Source organism: Peptoclostridium sp. AF21-18, from assembly GCF_003478825.1.
Classification (GTDB): Bacteria; Bacillota; Clostridia; order Peptostreptococcales; family Peptostreptococcaceae; genus Peptacetobacter.
The window spans coordinates 232,775-252,442 of the sequence record NZ_QUGE01000001.1; the positions used below are offsets into that span (position 1 = coordinate 232,775).

Sequence of the window (19,668 nt, forward strand, 5' to 3'; positions counted from 1 at the left end):
TTTTAAACCTCCAGATATCCTTCACATATTTTAACAGCTGGTCCTGTCATAAATACTTTATCACCTATATCAATTTTAACTGTTCCACCTTTTGATGTAACATTCATGCTCTTTTCTGTTTTTTCAAGATAATTGCAGACTACTGCAGCTGCAGTCATTCCTGTTCCACAGCCTAATGTATATCCACATCCTCTTTCCCAAGTGTATACATTTATATTGTACTTGTCTCTCACCTTTACAAAGTTTACATTTGTCTTTTCAGGGAATAAATCGCAATTTTCAATAGCTGGTCCGTATTTTTCTATCATATCTAAATCAAATTCATCTACAAATACTATAGTATGTGGTACGCCCATAAGCATAGATGTCATTGTAAAATCTCTATCTAATATATGTACTTTTTCCTCGATGAATTTTTCTTTATCTGTAGCCATAGGAATATCACTAGTTTTAAATGAACCTTCTCCCATATCTACCTTTATATTTATTACATCTCCTAAGTCTGAAGTATTTATTGTTACATGCTTTATACCTGCTAACGTATCAACATCAAACTCTTTTTCGTTGACCATATGGTTATCATAGACAAATCTGCAAAAACATCTAAGTCCATTTCCACACATAGCAGCCCTTGAACCATCGGAATTGTAATAAACCATTTCTATATCTGCTACATTTGAATTTTTTACAACTAAAAGTCCATCTGCTCCAACAGACATTCTTCTATTACATACCTGTAACGCTAACGAAGAATACTCAGAAGGACTCTTTCCGTCAGTTCTTCCATCTATAGCTATAAAATCATTTCCTATACCATGCAGTTTCCAGAATTTCATATTTTTACACTCCTTATTAAAGTATTTTTACTACCTACTTTTGAGAATAATAAAATTCTGTTCAAACTTAAGTGGTAGTTTTTATTGACACTTGAACGTTCCGTATGTGTGTTTCAAATAGTCTTCCTTAACTATATAATTATACACTAAAATTTCATTGTTTCCAAATTATTATTTACATTGACGTTAAACTTTTATTTTAAATATGATTAATTCTATTATTTTTTTAATAAATATAATTAAATATATTTCATTAATTTTTACAAACTCTTTCAACTCTTAGAAATCCATAATATTAATTTTTCTCTTACTTATTAATATTAGATACTATTATAAATACAGTTAATTATTAATTTCTAAATAAATTTTTTCAGTAAATACTGTTATAAATACGGATTAAAATTTAATTTTAGAATATAAAAAAAGAGACTATTGCAAAATAATGCAAGAGTCCCTTTTATTTATCCTAAAATTAATTCTTTAACTGTATTTATAACCGTATCTACATCTTCTCTGCTCACATTCACATGAGTTACAAATCTGTATTCTCCATTTTCCATTCCACTTATTTTTATTCCTCTATCGTACATTTTCTGAACAAATTCTTTTTCTGGTATAACATCTTCACCCATTGTGAAATACACCATACTTATATCATTAGTATTTTTATTTACTGATATTCCATCTATTTTGTCTAACTCATCTGCTAAATAGTGGCTGTTTCTGTGGTCTTCATCTAATCTCTGAGTCATTTCGTCGATAGCTATAAGTCCTGCTGCTGCAAGTATTCCAACCTGACGCATTCCACCACCCATTAGTTTCTGTTTTCTTCTAGCTTTTTCTATAAATTCTTTACTTCCTGCTACTATTGATCCAACTGGTGCTCCAAGACCTTTTGATAGACAGAACATAACTGAGTCACAACAAGCAGTTATTTCTTTTACATCTACACCTAGCGCTTCTGCTGCATTGAAGATTCTCGCTCCATCTAAGTGAACTGGTAAGTTGTGTTTTTCTGCTACATCTTTTATAGCTCTTAAATTTTCAACACTTACTACTGTTCCACCTAAGCAAGCATTTTCAACGCATATAAGTCCAGTTGATGGCTCGTGTATATCATCTCTTCTTATTGCTTTTTCTACTTCTTTAGGATCTAATTCACCTTTTATTCCTGTGTCTAAAGTTCTTAACTGAACACCAGCGATAACTGCAGGTGCTCCAACTTCATGCACAACTATGTGGTAATCTCTACCTATTATTATTTCCTGTCCTCTTGTACAATGAGTGAATAGACAAAGCTGATTTCCAAATGTTCCACTTGGAACAAATATAGCAGCTTCTTTTCCAACTTTTTCAGCAGCTCTTTTTTCTAATTCATTTAAAGTAGGGTCATCTCTGTATATAGAATCACCAACTTCTGCTTCTGCCATAGCTTTTCTCATTTTATCTGTAGGCATTGTAACTGTATCACTTCTTAAATCGATAAATCTCATATCCTCAGTCCTTTCAATAGTTAATTTTTTACAATTTAATTATATCAAAATATAATGATTTTTCACATATCTTAATATTTTAAAAATAAATTTTAATATTATGTGATACTTTTTATTTTATTGGGTATATATCTATCATAAAAAATACTGTAATACATTCTTATACAATATTATTTTCTAAATTTTTTCCTATGAAATTTTTTAGATTTATACTATTTTGTTATAGTTTATTTATAATATCGTGAATTTTAATACTTTTCAAAAAACTATTGAACTTTTAAGAAAAAGATTGTATTATAAAGCCATAATATAAAAAAATTATTTTATATATAGGTTAAAACTTTTTTTATAGTTTATGTGAAAGGGGAACACTATTATGGGATTTTTAAATGGAAAAACAGTAATCGTTACTGGTGGAGGTAGATCTGTATTAAGCGATGGAAGATGTGGATCTATAGGATATGGAATAGTTACAGCATTTGCTAAAGAAGGAGCAAATATAGTAATTACAGGACGTAACGTAAAAAAATTAGAAGACGCTAAAGAAGAAATAGAAAGACTATATGGAGTAAAAGTACTACCAGTTAGAGCTGATGTAAGCGCTGGTGTAGATAATAAGGCTGTTGTTGATGAAGTTATAAAACAGACAATAGATACTTTTGGTAGAATAGATGTACTTGTAAACAATGCTCAGGCTTCTGCTTCAGGTGTTACTTTAGAAGATCATACAACTGAGCAGTTTGACTTAGCAGTTTATTCAGGATTATATGCAACATTCTATTATATGCAGGCTTGTTTACCATACTTAAAAGAAACTAAAGGAAGCGTAATAAACTTCGCATCTGGAGCTGGTTTATTTGGAAACTTTGGACAGTGTGCTTATGCAGCTGCTAAAGAAGGTGTTCGTGGTTTAAGTAGAGTTGCAGCAACAGAATGGGGACAGTTTGGAATAAACGTAAATATAATCTGCCCACTTGCTTGGACTGCACAGCTTGAAAACTTTGAAAAAGCTTATCCACAGGCATTTAAAGAAAATGTTAAGATGCCACCTGCTGGACACTACGGAGATGCCGAAAAAGAAATCGGACGTGTATGTGTACAGTTAGCTTCACCAGACTTTAAGTATATGAGTGGTGAAACAATAACTCTTGAAGGTGGAATGGGATTAAGACCTTAATTAATTAGAATATCAAAGATGTCGCTCTTTTGAGTGACATCTTTTTTTATGGGAAAAGATAAGCCACTCGTAAAGAGCGACTTATCTTTTATACATTCTAAACTAATTTAAGATTTGTATGTGAGAGGTAATTAGTTTAGTAGTTACCAATTTTTTCATATTTTAGCTTAATATTAATATGCTTGCTACTATGTTGTTTAGCATGGTAGCTGCTATACAGATGTCTATTCGTTCTGTTTTGTAGTATACTATTAATGGAATTATGTTTATTGCAAATATTATTAGCATTTCTGGTATTCCACTTATTCCATTAAGTAGTACTATTACTACTGCTGTTATTGGGATAGCTGATTTTTTCATGTTACCAATGTTTTTTAGTGCTACATGTCTAAATACAAAGTTTACTATGATTGGTATTATGAAACATATATCAAATAACGCTAGTCCTAATTTTACACCTGTTAGTGTTCTTAATTGGTTTTCTAAGAAATAATCTTCTGCTATAGGAGTTATTCCCATTATTTCAACCATTCCATTAACTGCATAAGCTGCTGCTTTTGATAATATGTAGATTAGTAAGACGTATTTTAAGTTCTCCCATTTGAATAGATCTTTTATGTTGGCATATCCTTCTTTGTTTAAATACACCAATAGGATTGTAGTTAAGATACTTAGTATTATAAAATTCATAAGCTGTGGCATGAATTTTGTATTGATAAATGTCTGAATAATAATTAATACTACCCCTGCCAATAATTCTAAAGCTGATTTTAATTCTTTATCTGGTTTTGTCATGATATTCACCCCAATCTTAAAAGAGAGTAAGATTTGATTTTTTTATCTCTTCTTACTCTCTTTTTATCATTTATCTATTCTGTTTTCAATCACTTTGCTCCAACTGGACGTTTTAATGTTCCAACTGGACAAATTTCTCTATTGGAATCAAAATCACCACTCTAAATCTGTCTTCTTCATCGTAGTATTCAATATTTCCACCGTACTTTTCAACAGACTCTTCTACTATCTTAGTTCCAAGTCCGTGTCTAGTTTTGTCCTCTTTGCTCGTTTCAAGATTGCCTTTTTCGTCCTTTTTAATCTCTCCTACTTTGCTATTTTCCGCCTTTATCACAAAATAGTTCTTAGCAATCTTTCCTTTTACGGTTATGAATCTATTTGCAGATTCTACCTTTTGACAAGCTTCAACTGCATTGTCCAATATATTTGCAAAAATAGAGCAAATATCTACAGCGTCCATATCTTTTAATACATTAAACTCTATATCGTATTTAAAGTTTATTCCATATTTTTTACATTCTTTGTATTTTTCGGATAGTATTATATCCAAAATCATACTTCCAGAATTTATCCTATTCCTATTGTAATCTAGTTCCTCATATATTTTTTTCTTGTACTTTTCTCTTTCATCAGCGTCCATACTCTCCATACAAATTATATGATTGTTTATATCATGTGATAATTTTCTGACCTTTTCCTGATTTTCTTTTAGAGTATTGTAGTATTTGTACCGAGAATCTATTTTTTCCTCGACAATCAATCCCTCGTATTTCAACTTGCTATTTTTGACAATCATATTAGTAATTACGCTTATCAAGAATACATTCGCTACTGTCATAAGCATATATATTACGAAAAATATCATAAACATCTTATGATCCAACAGTTTATTTTTAGCAAATATTATAAATACAAACATTATATTGGCTAGGTTTATTATCATAGGGGATGCTGCAATTATATATTCATTAATATTTAGTTTAAATTCTTTTAAATCTATAAATTTAAACATAGATGCTACAAATACTATCACAGATGCCGACATCATTTGTATCTGTAAGCCGTATATATCGCTATTTAATAATTGTACATTTCGTCCTATTAGCGGATATATTATACTTACCACAATAGCCATTATCCCAAGAGCAAATGCATTGTATACCAATATATTTAAAATAGATTTTGATACTTTCATTTTATAGCATTTTTTCAAATATACACATGCAAAAATCAATGTCAAAAATGGTATTACACTTTCTAAAACTAACTCTATACCACATACAATTAATGTTAATAATACAAGATTTATAGTATTAATTAATAGAGCTTTTTTATCTATTACAGGTTTTTCAATTTTATATTCTATATACAAAAAGCAAATTATATTAACTGCAGTAAATATTACTTTTGTAAAAAACTCAACTGCCACATTCAAACTTAACATATCATATCACCCAAAATAGCTGTAAATTCTCTTTTTAAATCCTTTGCTCTATACTTGCTGACTGGCACATTTTTTCCATTTACCACTACTTCACCAGTCTTTATCAAATCCACTTTTTCTAAATTTACAAGGTAGCTCTTATGACATCTAAAGAACTTAAAATCTTCCAGCTTTTCTTCTAATTTTTCAATACTGGTGCCTGTATATTCAACCTCTTCTCCGTTTTTATGCACGATAATATTTCTTTTAATAACCTCGATATAATCTATATCGTCTATTTTTAATTTTTCCATCTCACCTTTTTTACTCAAAGCGATAAATCTTCCCTTTTTCTTGCCAAGTTCAGTAAAACAACTGATTATGCTCTCTCTCAATTCCTCAATTTCTACTGGCTTTAGGATATATCTGTACGCATTTACTTTGTATCCGTCTATTACAAATTCCACATTTCCAGTGATAAATATTATCTCAGAATTTATATTCATCTCCCTTATCTTTTTAGCAGCTTCCATTCCATTCATCTCGCCCATCATAATATCCATTAGAAAAATATCTATTTTTGATAGGTCGGATTTTAATAGCTCTTCAGCAGACTCAAATTCCTCGATAATTATATTTTCTATTTCAATTTTATTTTCCATATCCTCAGCTAAAATTTTTTTCAAATTTTCTTTTAACTGAATTCTTTCTTTTTCTTCGTCCTCACAAATAGCTATACGATATTTTTCCATAACTTTTCCTCGCATTTTATTAAAAAGTATTCTTATACTTTAAATTATATCATAGATTTATTTTTTCATTATTTCAAAACTTTAAAACTGATTAGATTAAACAAAAGATATATATGATATAATTAAATGATAAACATTTTTGAGAGGAGAAACAATTATGGCATTAGACGGATTAGTTATCCATTCAATTGCAGACGAGTTAAATTCTCTGCTTAATGGAGCAAAAATCGATAAAATATATCAACCAGAAGAAGATGAGATCCTTCTTCAGATAAGAAACAATAAAGTAAACTACAGACTTGTGCTTAGTGCAAGTGCATCAAATCCAAGAGTTTATTTAGCTGAGGATTATAAGAAGAACAATCCAAAGAAAGCACCTGTTTTCTGTATGCTTCTTAGAAAGTATGTTCAGGGCGGTGTTATTACAAATATTGAACAGGTTGGATTTGAGAGAATTTTAAAGATAAGCGTAGAGTCTTTTGATGAGTTAAAGGAAAAGACTATTAAAGATATCTACGTTGAGATAATGGGTAGACATAGTAATATTATTCTTGTTCAGAGAAATGAAAATAGGATAGTAGATGCAGCTAAGAGAATTCCTGTGAGTGTGAGTAGAGTTAGACAGATACTTCCAGGTCAAGAGTACAACCTTCCTCCAGCTCAGGATAAGTTAAATCCACTTGATAGTATTTCTCTTGCTGATTTTTCTAATAGAATTAAATCTTTTGAAGGCCCTTGCTTCAAATCAATTTACTCAGAATTTTTAGGAATAAGCCCTTCAATAGCTAGAGAAATATGCTTTAGAGCTGGAGTTGAAAAAAGTGAACCTACTTCTTCACTTTCAGATACAGATTTAAAAAATCTATTCAACTCATTTGAAAATTTATTTAAGGATATAAGAGAAGGAAATTATTCTCCTTGTATTATTCTTAACGAGAAAATTGATAAAATAGTAGATTTTGGTTGTATTAATATGGATATGTACCACGAATTTACTACAATTCACAAGGAAAGTATCTCATCTGCAATAGAAGATTACTACAAAACTAAGGATATCAAGGATAGAATAAATCAGAGAGCTTCTGTCATGAAGAAAAACATCTCTATAAAACTTGAAAGACTTATTCACAAGCTAGAAAAACTTGAAAAAGAACTTGAAGAGTCTGAAAACGCTGAGATTTTTAAAATTAAAGGAGAGCTTATTACTTCTTATATATATATGATTGAAAAAGGTATGGAAAGCGTAGATGTTCAGAATTTCTATGATCCAGATTATAAGACTGTTACAATAGCACTTAAAAAGAATTTAACTCCTTCTGAAAATGCTCAGAAGTATTTTAAAAAATACAACAAACTTAAAAACGCAAAGATAGAAATAACAAACCAGATGGCTATGACTAAAGAAGAGATTGAATACCTTGAAAATACTATACTTGGTATAGAAAACTGCGAAAATCTTAAAGAACTTAAAGATATAAGAGAAGAACTTGTTAAAACAGGATATGTAAAATCTCAGAAAAAAATCGGTAAAAAAGAGATACAGCCTTCTACTGCTCCGATGGAATTTAAATCATCTGAAGGATATCAGATTTTAGTAGGTAAAAATAATAGACAGAATGATTACCTTACTCTAAGACTTGCAGATAACGACGATATTTGGATGCATACTAAGGATATACCAGGTTCTCATGTTATTGTTAAATGTGCAGGCCATGAGCCTTCTGACCAGACATTATTTGAAGCTGCTGTTTTAGCTGCTTATTATAGCAAGGCTAGAATGTCAGCAAAGGTGCCAGTAGATTATACTAAGAGAAAAAATGTTAAAAAGCCAAGCGGTGCAAAACCAGGTATGGTTATATACGAAACTAATAATACTGCATACGTTACACCTACTGAAGAAATCGTTGCACAGCTAAAAATAAAATAAAAAAACTTTTTCATTTTATTAATATTTTTTTATCAAAATCTATTCACTTTTTTTATTATTGTGCTAAAATTAAATATGGTAATAAAATTTTATAAATAGCCAGGAGGTAGTTTTGCAATGAAAACTCAGAGATTAAATGCCGTTTTAGAACAGATGAAAAAAGACGGAATACAGCAGATGATAGTAAGTGATCCTTACTCAATATTCTACTTAACAGGATTAATGTTACACACAGGAGAAAGATTATTCGCTCTTTACCTAAATGTAGATGGTAATCACAAATTATTCGTAAATGAATTATTCCCAATAGAAGAAGACCTAGGAGTTGAAAAAGTTATCTTCAAAGATACTGACGATTCTGTAAAAGTTGTTGCTGACAGAGTTGACCACAACGCTGTTATGGGTATAGACAAAAACTGGCCAGCAAGATTCTTATTAGGATTAATGGAACACGGAGCTGGAAGCAAATTCGTTAACGGTTCTTACATAATAGACAGATTAAGAATGTGCAAAGACGAAGAAGAAAAAGAATTAATGAGAAAAGCTTCTCAGTTAAATGATAAAGCAGTTGAAAGACTTCAGAAAGAAATAACAGCTGATTTAACTGAAAAACAGTTAGTTACAGTTCTTAAAGGAATATACGAAGATCTTGGTGCTGATGGATTATCATTCGATCCAATAATAGGATTCGCTGCTAATGGTGCTAACCCACACGGTGAACCAGGAGACAGATACGTTAAAGAAGGAGACGCTATAATACTTGACCTTGGTTGTATAAAAGACCACTACTGCTCAGATATGACAAGAACAGTATTCTATAAATCAGTTCCTGAAAAAGGAAAAGAAATATTCGATATAGTTCTTGAAGCTAATAAGAGAGCAATAGAAAAAGTTAAACCAGGTGTAAGATTCTGTGACATAGATGCTGCTGCAAGAGACTACATAACAGAAAAAGGTTACGGAGAATACTTCACTCACAGAACTGGACATTCTATAGGTCTAGAATGCCACGATATGGGAGATGTTTCTGCAGTTAACACTGAAGAATTAAAACCAGGTATGATATTCTCAGTAGAACCAGGTATATATCTACCAGGAGAATTCGGAGTTAGAATAGAAGACCTTATATTAGTAACTGAAGACGGTTACGAAAACTTAAATGCTTACAACAAAGAATTAGTTGTTGTTGGAAACTAATTAGTTATAGTAGACTAATACTAGCCTTACGGAATAACTTAAACAAAAATTTTATTACAATTTAATATCAAAAGAGGTTACTGCATTTGCAATAACCTCTTTTTTATTATCTTATTTTATTTTTATCAACTTTATCTATTTTTTAATCTCACTTTATTTATATTATCGTTATTATCACTTCTTCAATTTTTCTAGCTTCTACTTTTTCAACTTTGATTTTCATACCAAATGCCTCTATTTCAAATTTTTCTCCGTCATTAGGTATTCTTTGTATCTTTTCTAAAATCAATCCTGAAATTGTATCGTAATCTAAATCATCTGGAAAATCTATATCAAACTTATCTGATAAATCATCTAAACTAGTACTTCCTTTTATTTTCCAAGTAGTCTCAGAAATTTTCACATCTTCGTCATCACATTCATCGTACTCGTCGTATATATTCCCGACTATCTCTTCAAGTAAGTCCTCCATTGTTATCAGACCTATATTTTCACCATATTCATTTATAACTATGGCTATATGCGTATTATTTTTCTGCATATTCTTAAATAACAACAATGAACTCATACTATCTGGTATGAAGTACGGTTTTCTTAGATTATCCATTATATTTAATTCATTTTTATTTACAACAACTCCTAAATCATCATCTTCCTTTGCAAAACAATTATAAACTTCTGCAAAGAAGTCTTTAGAATATAGTATCCCTTTTATATCATTGTCATTTTCTCCATAGACAGGATATCTTGAATAGCCTGTTTCATGTATTTTTTCTTCTATCTCACTTAAACTATCATCTTCATAAATCCCAACAACTTCTGATTTATGAGTCATTATTTCTCTTACACTAGAATCAGAGAAATCAAATACATTGTCTATCCATTCTTTTTCATCTGAATTTATTGTACCTCCTGTGTTGCCTATTTCAAGCATCATTCTTATTTCTTCCTCTGTGATAGAATCCTCTTCTTCGTTTGTATCTATTCTTAACCCTTTTAACACTACGTTTGTAGATAGAGATAAGAATTTTACAGCAGGTTTTACAACAGTAGAAATAGCAGAAACTGGTATACACGCAAATCTAGCCACTTCCATAGGTTTCTGCATGGCTATCCTTTTAGGAACTAGCTCACCTAAAACAAGTGTAAAGTACGATAATATTATCGTTATTAAAATCAATGAAGCTGTGCTCATCATCTCATAAGACAATACCTTTACATTTAAAGTATTGTATATGAAGTCTGCTAAGTAACCAGAAAGTCCATCCGCAGCAAATGCACTGGCTATAAAGTTTGCAAATGTTATACCTATCTGTATTGTAGATAAGAACTCTGAAGGATCTTCTGATATATCAACTAATTTCTTGGCAATATTGTCCCCTTCATCTGCCATTTTCTTTAATTTAATTTTATTTGTCGATATCAGCGCCACCTCTGTCATCGCAAAGAATGCATTTATCATTATTAAAACTACCTGAAATATTATTTGTTTATACATTTTCTAATCTCCTCGTTATTAAATATTGTTTTTATTTTTATATTTTCTTATTCTTTATCTCTAAATAAAAACTTATACTTAACATACGAGTTTGACTAATTTTTTTCTAATTTTTAAAGCAACTACAGAAAAATAAATAAGGTCTATATATTTATGCTTAGATAAATTTATAGACCTATTCTCCTCGTCACTATCTCCGTTATCCATAATTTCACCTCATAAAATATTGTTGATGAATATTATATTATAACTCGTTTTTTTATTCAATATTGTAAAAATAAATTTAACATTTATTTAATATTTTATGCATTTATCATTTCTGGAAGCTCTATTGCATTTAATAACACACATCCATCAGAAGTATATGTACCCATAACTGTACCTATTCCACAGAATACAACTTCTTTATAGCTCTTTCTTTCTAATATCATATCCCTTACTTTTTCAGCTTTTGCTAAACAATTAGAATGACCTATAAATAATGTTTTATTCTCAGTGTCTGAAGCACCTTCTAAGAATAAATCAACTAATTTTTTCATACTTCCATTTTCACCTCTAGCCTTGTCAAATGGTTTTACTAGACCTTCATTTATTTGTACAAGAGCTTTAAAATTAAATGTATTGATTATACTTCCAGCTAATCTGCTTATTCTTCCACCTTTTATAGCATTTTCTAATGTCTGAAGTACTCCTATAAACTTAGTATTGTCTATAAGTTTTTCCACTTCTTCAGCTATTTCATCTATATTTTTACCCATTTCTGATAACTGAGCCGCATATACAGCAAGTATCCCCTGCCCTATAGATCCACTCATTGTATCTATTATTTTTACTCTATTTGTATGCTCTTCTTCGTTGTACATATCATTTGCAAGCACCGCACAGTTGTATGTAGCGGAAAGTTTTGATGTTAATGTAAGAACTAATACATCGCTGTCGTCTTTTTTGTATATTTCTAAGAACTTATCTGGTGATGGGCAAGATGTTTTAGGAAGTTCTTTTTCCTTTTTCATTCTTGCGTAAAAATCTTCTATAGTAATTCCTTTTCCACCATAATATACGTCATCACCAAATGCAACGTCCATTTCTGCTATTTCTATACCGTATTTCGCTGCTATATTATCTGTTAAATCAGATGCTCTATCTGTAACTATTCTAACTTTACTCATTTTTCCCTCTCCAAATCCTCTAAACATTTTTGTCGGTTGACCGGTCTACAAAAATTTCTCGGTCGTTCGGTCGAATTTTCATTCTTATATTATTATATATTTTTTAGTACTAGGTGTCAATATTAGTTTATAATAGTTTGTTTTTATAACTTGTATATTTTAGCTTTAATTTTTTATTATATTAAACGATTTTTCTAATATATAATATTCTCTCAGTTTGACAGTATGATTATATAAGATTATAATATTTTTATAACAGTTAAAGAAAGGTGCTAAAATGAAATCAGTAAATAATACAAAACAACTAATTATAGATGTCGCTATTAAGCTTATTACAAAGCAAGGTGTAAAGAATACAAGTCTTGCTGATATCGCTCGCCACGCAAATATAAGTAAAGGTACTCTTTATTACTATTATGCGTCAAAAGACGATATTATAGCTGAAATAGCCGATGTACATTTGAATATAATAAATGAAGCTGTTCTAATGTGCGTAAGAAATATTCAGGGAATAGATGATTTAGATCTAGTAAAAATACTTTTAGATAATATATCTACTATTTCTTCAACAGGAAGAATACACATGTATTTAATATGTGAAGCAATAACTGAAAACGAAGCTCTTAGAAATCAATTCAAAGAAAAATATAAAGAGTGGAGACTTGCTTTAAAGGACTCTCTTGTGGAAAATCTTTCTGATGAGTTTAAAGATAAGGCAGATGCAATCTCTTTCCTACTTATCTCAATAGTAGATGGACTTGTAATGCAGAGTATCTTGAAGGCTGAACCAATACCATTTGGGGACATATCTGAATGCCTCGTATCTATCTGGAAATAAAAATTTACCAAAACTTTGTTATTATGCAGAGCATATGAGATATAGACAAACTCTTCTCCAGGCTTCGGCGTGCGTGTAAGTAATCTTTATTATTGTAAATAAAATACATGCCTGCAGATTGTCGAAAGAGTTTTGTCTATATAACTCATATGCCACATACTATCAATAGCTTTGGTAAATTTTTATTTATACGCTCTTTTAAGTTAGTAAATTTATAATAGATTAAATAAAACAGTTACTTTATTATAAATATTTTAATAATTTTATAAACCGTTTGACTTGTTTAAATTAAAATTTATAGGAATAATAACTAACTTGGTAGATTGAAGTGCATAGACAAAACGAACTCGACAATGCAACTTGATTGCCTGGAGAGGAGTTTGTCTATGACTTCAATCTCCGAGAGTTATTAACATATAAATTTTTATTTTTTTATTTTATTTGTTTACTTGAGAAAGGTAGCATTATTTTTTCTGTTATTTTTGATAAGTCCGCTTCTAGTATGCATGCTGCAAGTATTACTATGGCTGCACCAAGTAGCTGAGTTTGAGACATTGTTTCTCCAAATATGAAGAATGCAAATATACTTCCTAGTATAGGTTCAAGTGATACTAGTATACTTGTAACCTGAGTTTCTATGTATTCTGTTGATTTGACATAGAATGTGCTAGCTATGAATGTTGATAACACTGATATAGCAAGCATGTTAGCTATTACCACCATAGAATTTGGTCCTGTTATAGCAGCTGCTATATTTGAGAAATCTGTAAAGAATGACAATACAATCGTACTTGATATGAATCCGTACACTAGTATCGCATCTTTTGAGTATTTTCCTTCAAAGAATCTTGGTATTATTATCTGCATAGCAAAAGTCATTCCGTTTATAAGACCTGCAGCTATACCTATGACATCCAGATTTGCCCCACCTGTAGACATTACATCTGATATACAAATACATCCAACTATACACATACATATAACTAATACTTTTTTCTTAGTCATCTTGTCCTTAAATACAACCGCTCCAAATATAGACACCCATATTGGATTTGTAAACATAAGAACTGTAGCAACTGATATCGGTACTCTCTCAACAGATACGTTGTAAGTCATAAATCCTAATACAAAGCAAACTACTCCATATAAACAACCTACAAGTATTCCCGATAATTTCTGTTTTAATTCTTCTGGCTTTCTAATCATCATATAAATTGTAAATAATACCCCTGCTATAGAGCATCTGATAAATGCTATATCCATTGCAGAAAGACCAGCTAATGATAATGTTCTACTGTTTATCCCCATCATTCCCCAGAATGTTGTGGCGATTAGAACTAATGAGATACCTTTTTTTCTATCTCCCATATCTTACCTCCTATTAAATTTTCTCCCTTTTTACTTTGATTTTAAAATCTTTTCTTTCTAAACACTATTTTTGCGCATTAAAGAAGTGCTCCGGAATCCGAAACACTTCTTTTAATTGATATAACATTATCATTATATTATATTTTTTATTAATTTTCTAGTCCTTATGACATCTAAGCTAATCAGAAATTATTTTCTAGTTACTTTTATTCCTGTCATATGGTCGTTTAAGTTGTGCTGTTCTAAGCTAGCATCTTCTACTCTGTTTAATTCAACAGCTAGAGTTTCTGATTTGATGTAATCTTCAAATTCAGCAACTGCTTTAGCCACTTCATCATCTGAGCAGTAGTCTATTACTATGTTGTCTAGAACTTCAAAGTTTGCAGCTTTTCTTAACTGCTGTACTTTAGATATGAATTCTCTTGCAAATCCTTCGTTTACTAGTTCTTCGTTTAATTCTGTTTCAAGAAGAACGAATACGTTGTTCTGCATAGATACGTTGAATCCTTCTTTAGCTGATATGTTTATAAGAACATATTCTTCACCAAATTCGAAGTCTTCTCCATCAAGGTTAACTACTACTTTTTCACCATTTTCAAGTTTAGTTACAGTATCATGAGCATCTAATGCTGCTAAAGCTTTACCAAATGCGTTTACTTTTTTACCTAATACTGAACCAACTTCTCTGAAGTTAGGTTTTAAGCTGTAGTTCATGTATTCACTTAAATCTTTAGCAAATACAACTTCTTTAACATTTAATTCTTCTTTTATTATGTCAACTAAGTCAGCTATAACATCTTCGTATTTTCCGTCTATTAATACTTCTTTTAATGGCTGACGAACTTTTATTCTAGCGTTTTCTCTTGAAGCTCTTCCTAGAGTAACTAAGTTTTTAACTAAGTCCATTTTTTCTTCTAGTTTTTCATCAAGAAGCTCTTTGTTGCATCTTGGGTAAGAAGCTAGATGAACTGATTCTTCTCCAGTTAAGTTTCTGTACATTTCTTCTGATAAGTAAGGAGCGAATGGAGCTACAACTCTACATAATTCTGTTAATAATTCATAAGTAGTGTTGTAAACTGCTTTTTTATCTTCAGTTAATTCTGGTTCCCAGAATCTTCTTCTAGATCTTCTTATATACCAGTTAGATAAATCGTCATTTATGAATTCCTGTATTCTTCTTATAGTTTTGTTAACTTCGAATATTTCTAGGTTTTCTTCTATTTCAGCTTTTAAGTTGTTGAACTTAGAAAGTATCCATCTATCTAATTCTGATCTATCTTTGTATTCAACGAAGAAATCACCAGGATTTATATTGTCAGTGTTAGCGTATAGAGTGAAGAAGTTGTATACGTTCTTCATTGTTCCAACGAATTTAGACTGAACTTCTTTTAATCCTTCTTCGTCGAATCTTATTGGAGTCCATGGTGGAGATACGTATAATAAGTACCATCTTAAAGCATCGGCTCCGTATTTATCGAATAATTCAAATGGGTTAACAGTGTTTCCTCTTGATTTAGACATTTTCTTACCGTCTTTGTCTAGTACAAGGTCGTTAACTAATACATTTTTGTATGGTGCTTTACCCATTACAAATGTTGATATCGCTAATAATGAGTAGAACCATCCTCTTGTCTGGTCTATACCTTCACAGATGTAATCTGCTGGGAATAACTGATCAAAGTTTTCTTTATTTTCAAATGGGTAGTGATGCTGAGCAAATGGCATTGATCCTGAATCGAACCAGCAGTCTATAACGTCTTTTACTCTAGTCATTGGTTTACCACATTTTGGACATTTTAGATGTATTTCATCTACGTATGGTCTGTGTAGTTCTACAGTTGCTGGATCTACTTCTTCAACAGCCATATCAGCTAATTCCTGTCTTGATCCTACAGATTCTGTATTTCCACATTCACATCTCCACATTGGAAGAGGAGTTCCCCAATATCTACTTCTTGATATTGCCCAGTCTTTTAATTCTTCTAGCCAGTTACCAAATCTTCCCTGACCAACGAATTCTGGATACCAATTTACAGTGTTGTTGTTAGCTATTAACTGGTCTTTTAATTTAGTCATTTCTATATACCAACTTGGTTTAGCGTAGTAAACAAGTGGAGTCTGGCATCTCCAGCAGTGAGGATAGTTGTGAGCAACTTTTTCTTTGCTGAATAATTTATTTTCTTTAGCTAGATATTTTATTATTTCAACATCTAGTCCTTCTTCCATTACGAATTTACCTTTCCATGGAGTTGCAGTAAATTCTCCTCTTTCATCAACTGGCTGAAGTACTGGTAAACCATATTTTTTACCACAGTTGTAGTCGTCTTCCCCAAATGCTGGAGCAGTATGTACTATACCTGTACCGTCTTCAGTAGTTACGTAATCAGCACAAGTTATGAAGAAAGCTTTTTTATCTGGTTTTACGAAGTCTAATAACTGTTCATATTCAACATATTCTAAATCTTTACCAGTCATTTTTTCAACAACTTCGTATTCTCTATCTTTCATTACTTTTTCTAGTAATGGTTCGCCTAAGTAGTAGTATTCATCTACATCAGCTGGTTTAACTTTTACATAAGTAACTTCTGGGTTTACTGTTAATGATACGTTTGATGGTAATGTCCATGGAGTAGTTGTCCATGCTAAGAAGTATTCATTTTCAGTTCCAGCTTTTTTGAATTTAGCTACTAATGTATTAGTTTTTACTTCTTTATATCCCTGTGCAACCTCGTGTGATGCAAGACCAGTTCCACATCTTGGGCAGTAAGGAAGTATTTTATGTCCTTCATACATATATCCTTCTTTGTTGAATTTATTTAATATCCACCAAACAGATTCTATGTAGTTGTTGTCTAATGTTATGTATGGGTTATCAAGGTCAACTTCATAAGCCATTCTTTCAGTCATGTTTCTCCACTGTTTTTCAAAAGAGAATACTGACTCTCTACATTTATCACAGAATTCTGCTATTCCGTAATCTTCTATTTCCTGTTTATCAGATAATCCTAATTCTTTTTCTACCTGTATTTCTACTGGAAGACCATGAGTATCCCAACCAGCTTTTCTTTTTACCTGGTATCCAGACATTGTTTTATATCTACATACCCAGTCTTTTAATGTTCTGGCAACAACGTGGTGTATACCAGGGTTTCCATTTGCTGTTGGAGGTCCTTCAAAGAATACGAAACTTGGATCGTTCTGACCTTTTTCTAAAGTTCTTTCTAGTATATCGATGTCCTGCCAGTAATCAAATACTTTTGCTTCTGCTTCTTTAACAGAAGTGTCTACTAATGGTTTAAAGTTCGCCATTATTAATTCACCCTTTCCTCTAATTATTCTTTATCTTTACTTGCTCTAAGTTTTCCAAAATAAGTTTTTTAAATAAAAAAACTCGTCGCCTTTGCATACACAAAGGGACGAGTTGCTCGCGTTACCACCCTAATTCCGCATAGATAAATTTAAAAATTATCTATACGACACTCTACTGTATAACGGCACATTACCGGAATAACTTATTTGATAAATCCAAATAGGATAAATCTTTCAGCCTTCAGCTCCGAAGTGATATTCAACTCAGTATATTTTGCCGGTTCTCAGCTAACCCGGTTCTCTGTAAAAATAAAATCCTGAATCTACTGTCTTCATCATAGCCTTTAAAGATTTTGTTTTCTATACTTTGAAAGTTTATACCAAAAACTAATTTTAGTCAATAGTTATTTTTTATTTTTTTCAGATAATTCTATATTATCTCTAAATTCAATATTATTTATAATTTTTTTTTATAGATTGAATATATCTTCTGGAGAAGTTCTTTCCTCATCAGAATGATATTCTTCTTCATCATCCATTGCTCCAGTTGCGCCAAAAGTATCCTCTATATCAAACTTTTCATCTTCATAACTGTCCATAGCAGTTCTCCATTCATACTGACTTGCAAGTCCAGTATCTATATTAGAGCATATTTCGTCTATATTTTTTATTTCGCTTTCTAAAAGTGATTTGAATTTATTTTTAAACATTTTAAATTCAGCAGTAAGATTATCGTATTCTTTTCTTATTTCTATAACTCTACTTGTAGCTTCATCTATTTTCTGTTTTCCCATAAATTCAGCTTCTTCTACTATTATTCTAGCTTTTTTATTTGCAGCAGAAGTAGTATCCTCTGCAGCTGTCTGAGCTGTTATAAGAGTTTCTTTTAAAGTATCCTCTATATTTGTGTATTTATTTAACTGCTCACTATACATTCTAACTCTTTCTTTAAGAGATTCATTTTCTCTTATAAGATTTTCATAATCTACTCTTAAATCATCTAAAAATTCATCAACTTCTTCACAGTTGAATCCTCTCATAGATTTTTTAAAAACTTTTTCTTCTATCTCCTGTGGTGTTATCATTATCTTCTCCTCAACTATAATATTATTCTAGCTTTTACTCTAGTTCTTCCTTTTCTGGTCTCCCCGCCTATTTCAACAACTTCAGATCTACCTTTTCCTCTTACTGAAATAAGATTCCCTGAAGATACCGTCTTAGATGCAGATGTTATCTTTTCATAATTCAAATAAACTCTCTCTGCATTTATGTACTTTAGACTTTCCTGTCTAGAAATATTGTATATTCCACTTATTACACAATCTAGTCTATCTGAAGATACTGTAAACGAGATATCTTTGTATTTCTTTTCTGAAGTCTTTAATTCTTCTCGATTTATTTCCTTTACTTTTACTGTATTTGTAGCAACTTTTGTAAGGTTCATAACAATATAATCACATATATCGCTGCTAACTACAACCTGACAAAAATCTTCGTGAATTAATATATCGCCTATCTTTTCTCTCTTTATTCCAAGCCCTAAAATAGAACCCAAATAATCTTTATGAGATACACTTCTGAATTTGAAATTTCCATCAATCTGTATGAATTTTATAGGCTGCTCAATATCCTCATACTCCATATAAAATGGGTATATAGATAGCACACTTCTCTCCGCACCTTCATATCCTCCATCAGAATGATACTTCAAATCAGACTCTGAATTAATTATATCCATCGCATTCTTTATCTCAAATGGATTCATAAATTCAGTACTTTTTGCTTCATAATTCTTTAGACAGGTATTAGCCTTATCTATCAATTTGAACATCTTGTTCTTTAATTCTATATCCTTTATGTGGTTAGTAAGTCTTATCTTGTCCATC

At 30.9% G+C, this 19,668-nt stretch carries 15 protein-coding genes and 1 other annotated feature; of the genes, 4 read left to right on the forward strand and 11 right to left on the reverse strand.

Features of this window, described 5'->3' with window-relative positions:
* Window positions 1–2 precede the first annotated feature (2 nt).
* Window positions 3–836: a diaminopimelate epimerase gene (gene dapF / locus DWX74_RS01120; RefSeq protein WP_118548310.1), complete on the reverse strand. Its 834-nt coding sequence runs from the start codon at window positions 834–836 to the stop codon at window positions 3–5.
* Window positions 837–1,297: 461 nt separating this feature from the next.
* The gene (gene ltaE, locus DWX74_RS01125) at window positions 1,298–2,329 is read right to left on the reverse strand and encodes a low-specificity L-threonine aldolase (protein ID WP_118548311.1); all 1,032 of its coding nucleotides are present in this window, start codon (window positions 2,327–2,329) and stop codon (window positions 1,298–1,300) included.
* Window positions 2,330–2,705: 376 nt separating this feature from the next.
* Between ltaE and DWX74_RS01130 the strand changes: the two genes are divergently transcribed.
* Window positions 2,706–3,506: an SDR family NAD(P)-dependent oxidoreductase gene (locus tag DWX74_RS01130; RefSeq protein ID WP_118548312.1), complete on the forward strand. Its 801-nt coding sequence runs from the start codon at window positions 2,706–2,708 to the stop codon at window positions 3,504–3,506.
* Between the two features lie 162 nt (window positions 3,507–3,668).
* Here DWX74_RS01130 and DWX74_RS01135 read toward each other — a convergent pair whose 3' ends face one another.
* The 3 genes from DWX74_RS01135 to DWX74_RS01145 form a co-directional block, all read right to left on the reverse strand.
* Window positions 3,669–4,301 carry a CPBP family glutamic-type intramembrane protease gene (locus DWX74_RS01135; RefSeq protein WP_006439997.1) on the reverse strand — a complete coding sequence of 211 codons (633 nt, stop codon included), beginning with the start codon at window positions 4,299–4,301 and terminating at the stop codon, window positions 3,669–3,671.
* Window positions 4,302–4,413: 112 nt separating this feature from the next.
* Complete coding sequence (locus tag DWX74_RS01140; RefSeq protein ID WP_118548313.1) at window positions 4,414–5,745, reverse strand: sensor histidine kinase; 1,332 nt, start codon at window positions 5,743–5,745, stop codon at window positions 4,414–4,416.
* On the reverse strand, window positions 5,739–6,476 hold the full coding sequence (locus DWX74_RS01145) for a LytR/AlgR family response regulator transcription factor (protein ID WP_158573211.1): 738 nt from the start codon (window positions 6,474–6,476) through the stop codon (window positions 5,739–5,741). Before DWX74_RS01145 ends, DWX74_RS01140 begins: the two co-directional genes overlap by 7 nt.
* A 157-nt stretch (window positions 6,477–6,633) precedes the next feature.
* Between DWX74_RS01145 and DWX74_RS01150 the strand changes: the two genes are divergently transcribed.
* Together DWX74_RS01150 and DWX74_RS01155 are read left to right on the forward strand one after the other, a co-directional pair.
* On the forward strand, window positions 6,634–8,403 hold the full coding sequence (locus DWX74_RS01150; protein ID WP_118548315.1) for an Rqc2 family fibronectin-binding protein: 1,770 nt from the start codon (window positions 6,634–6,636) through the stop codon (window positions 8,401–8,403).
* A gap of 117 nt (window positions 8,404–8,520) precedes the next feature.
* Window positions 8,521–9,600: a M24 family metallopeptidase gene (locus tag DWX74_RS01155; protein ID WP_118548316.1), complete on the forward strand. Its 1,080-nt coding sequence runs from the start codon at window positions 8,521–8,523 to the stop codon at window positions 9,598–9,600.
* A gap of 157 nt (window positions 9,601–9,757) precedes the next feature.
* Here DWX74_RS01155 and DWX74_RS01160 read toward each other — a convergent pair whose 3' ends face one another.
* Both DWX74_RS01160 and DWX74_RS01165 read right to left on the reverse strand, forming a co-directional pair.
* Window positions 9,758–11,098, reverse strand: a complete 1,341-nt coding sequence (locus DWX74_RS01160; RefSeq protein ID WP_118548317.1) for a hemolysin family protein — start codon at window positions 11,096–11,098, stop codon at window positions 9,758–9,760.
* Between the two features lie 302 nt (window positions 11,099–11,400).
* A complete protein-coding gene (locus DWX74_RS01165; RefSeq protein ID WP_286164120.1) occupies window positions 11,401–12,267 on the reverse strand; it encodes a DegV family protein in 867 nt (288 codons plus the stop codon).
* 277 nt (window positions 12,268–12,544) lie between these two features.
* Between DWX74_RS01165 and DWX74_RS01170 the strand changes: the two genes are divergently transcribed.
* On the forward strand, window positions 12,545–13,105 hold the full coding sequence (locus tag DWX74_RS01170) for a TetR/AcrR family transcriptional regulator (protein WP_118548319.1): 561 nt from the start codon (window positions 12,545–12,547) through the stop codon (window positions 13,103–13,105).
* 432 nt (window positions 13,106–13,537) lie between these two features.
* Here DWX74_RS01170 and DWX74_RS01175 read toward each other — a convergent pair whose 3' ends face one another.
* The 4 genes from DWX74_RS01175 to DWX74_RS01190 all read right to left on the reverse strand — a co-directional run bounded on the left by DWX74_RS01175 (window position 13,538) and on the right by DWX74_RS01190 (window position 19,667).
* Window positions 13,538–14,473, reverse strand: coding sequence for a DMT family transporter (locus DWX74_RS01175; protein WP_118548320.1), 936 nt, complete (start codon window positions 14,471–14,473; stop codon window positions 13,538–13,540).
* Window positions 14,474–14,662: 189 nt separating this feature from the next.
* Entirely contained in the window at window positions 14,663–17,782 is a 3,120-nt protein-coding gene (ileS, locus tag DWX74_RS01180) for an isoleucine--tRNA ligase (RefSeq protein WP_118548321.1), read from the reverse strand.
* A 100-nt stretch (window positions 17,783–17,882) separates the two neighbouring features.
* Window positions 17,883–18,130: a binding site (T-box leader), on the reverse strand.
* A gap of 122 nt (window positions 18,131–18,252) precedes the next feature.
* Window positions 18,253–18,867 carry a DivIVA domain-containing protein gene (locus tag DWX74_RS01185; protein ID WP_118548322.1) on the reverse strand — a complete coding sequence of 205 codons (615 nt, stop codon included), beginning with the start codon at window positions 18,865–18,867 and terminating at the stop codon, window positions 18,253–18,255.
* Window positions 18,868–18,881: 14 nt separating this feature from the next.
* A complete protein-coding gene (locus DWX74_RS01190; RefSeq protein WP_118548323.1) occupies window positions 18,882–19,667 on the reverse strand; it encodes a YlmH family RNA-binding protein in 786 nt (261 codons plus the stop codon).
* Window position 19,668: the final 1 nt, after the last annotated feature.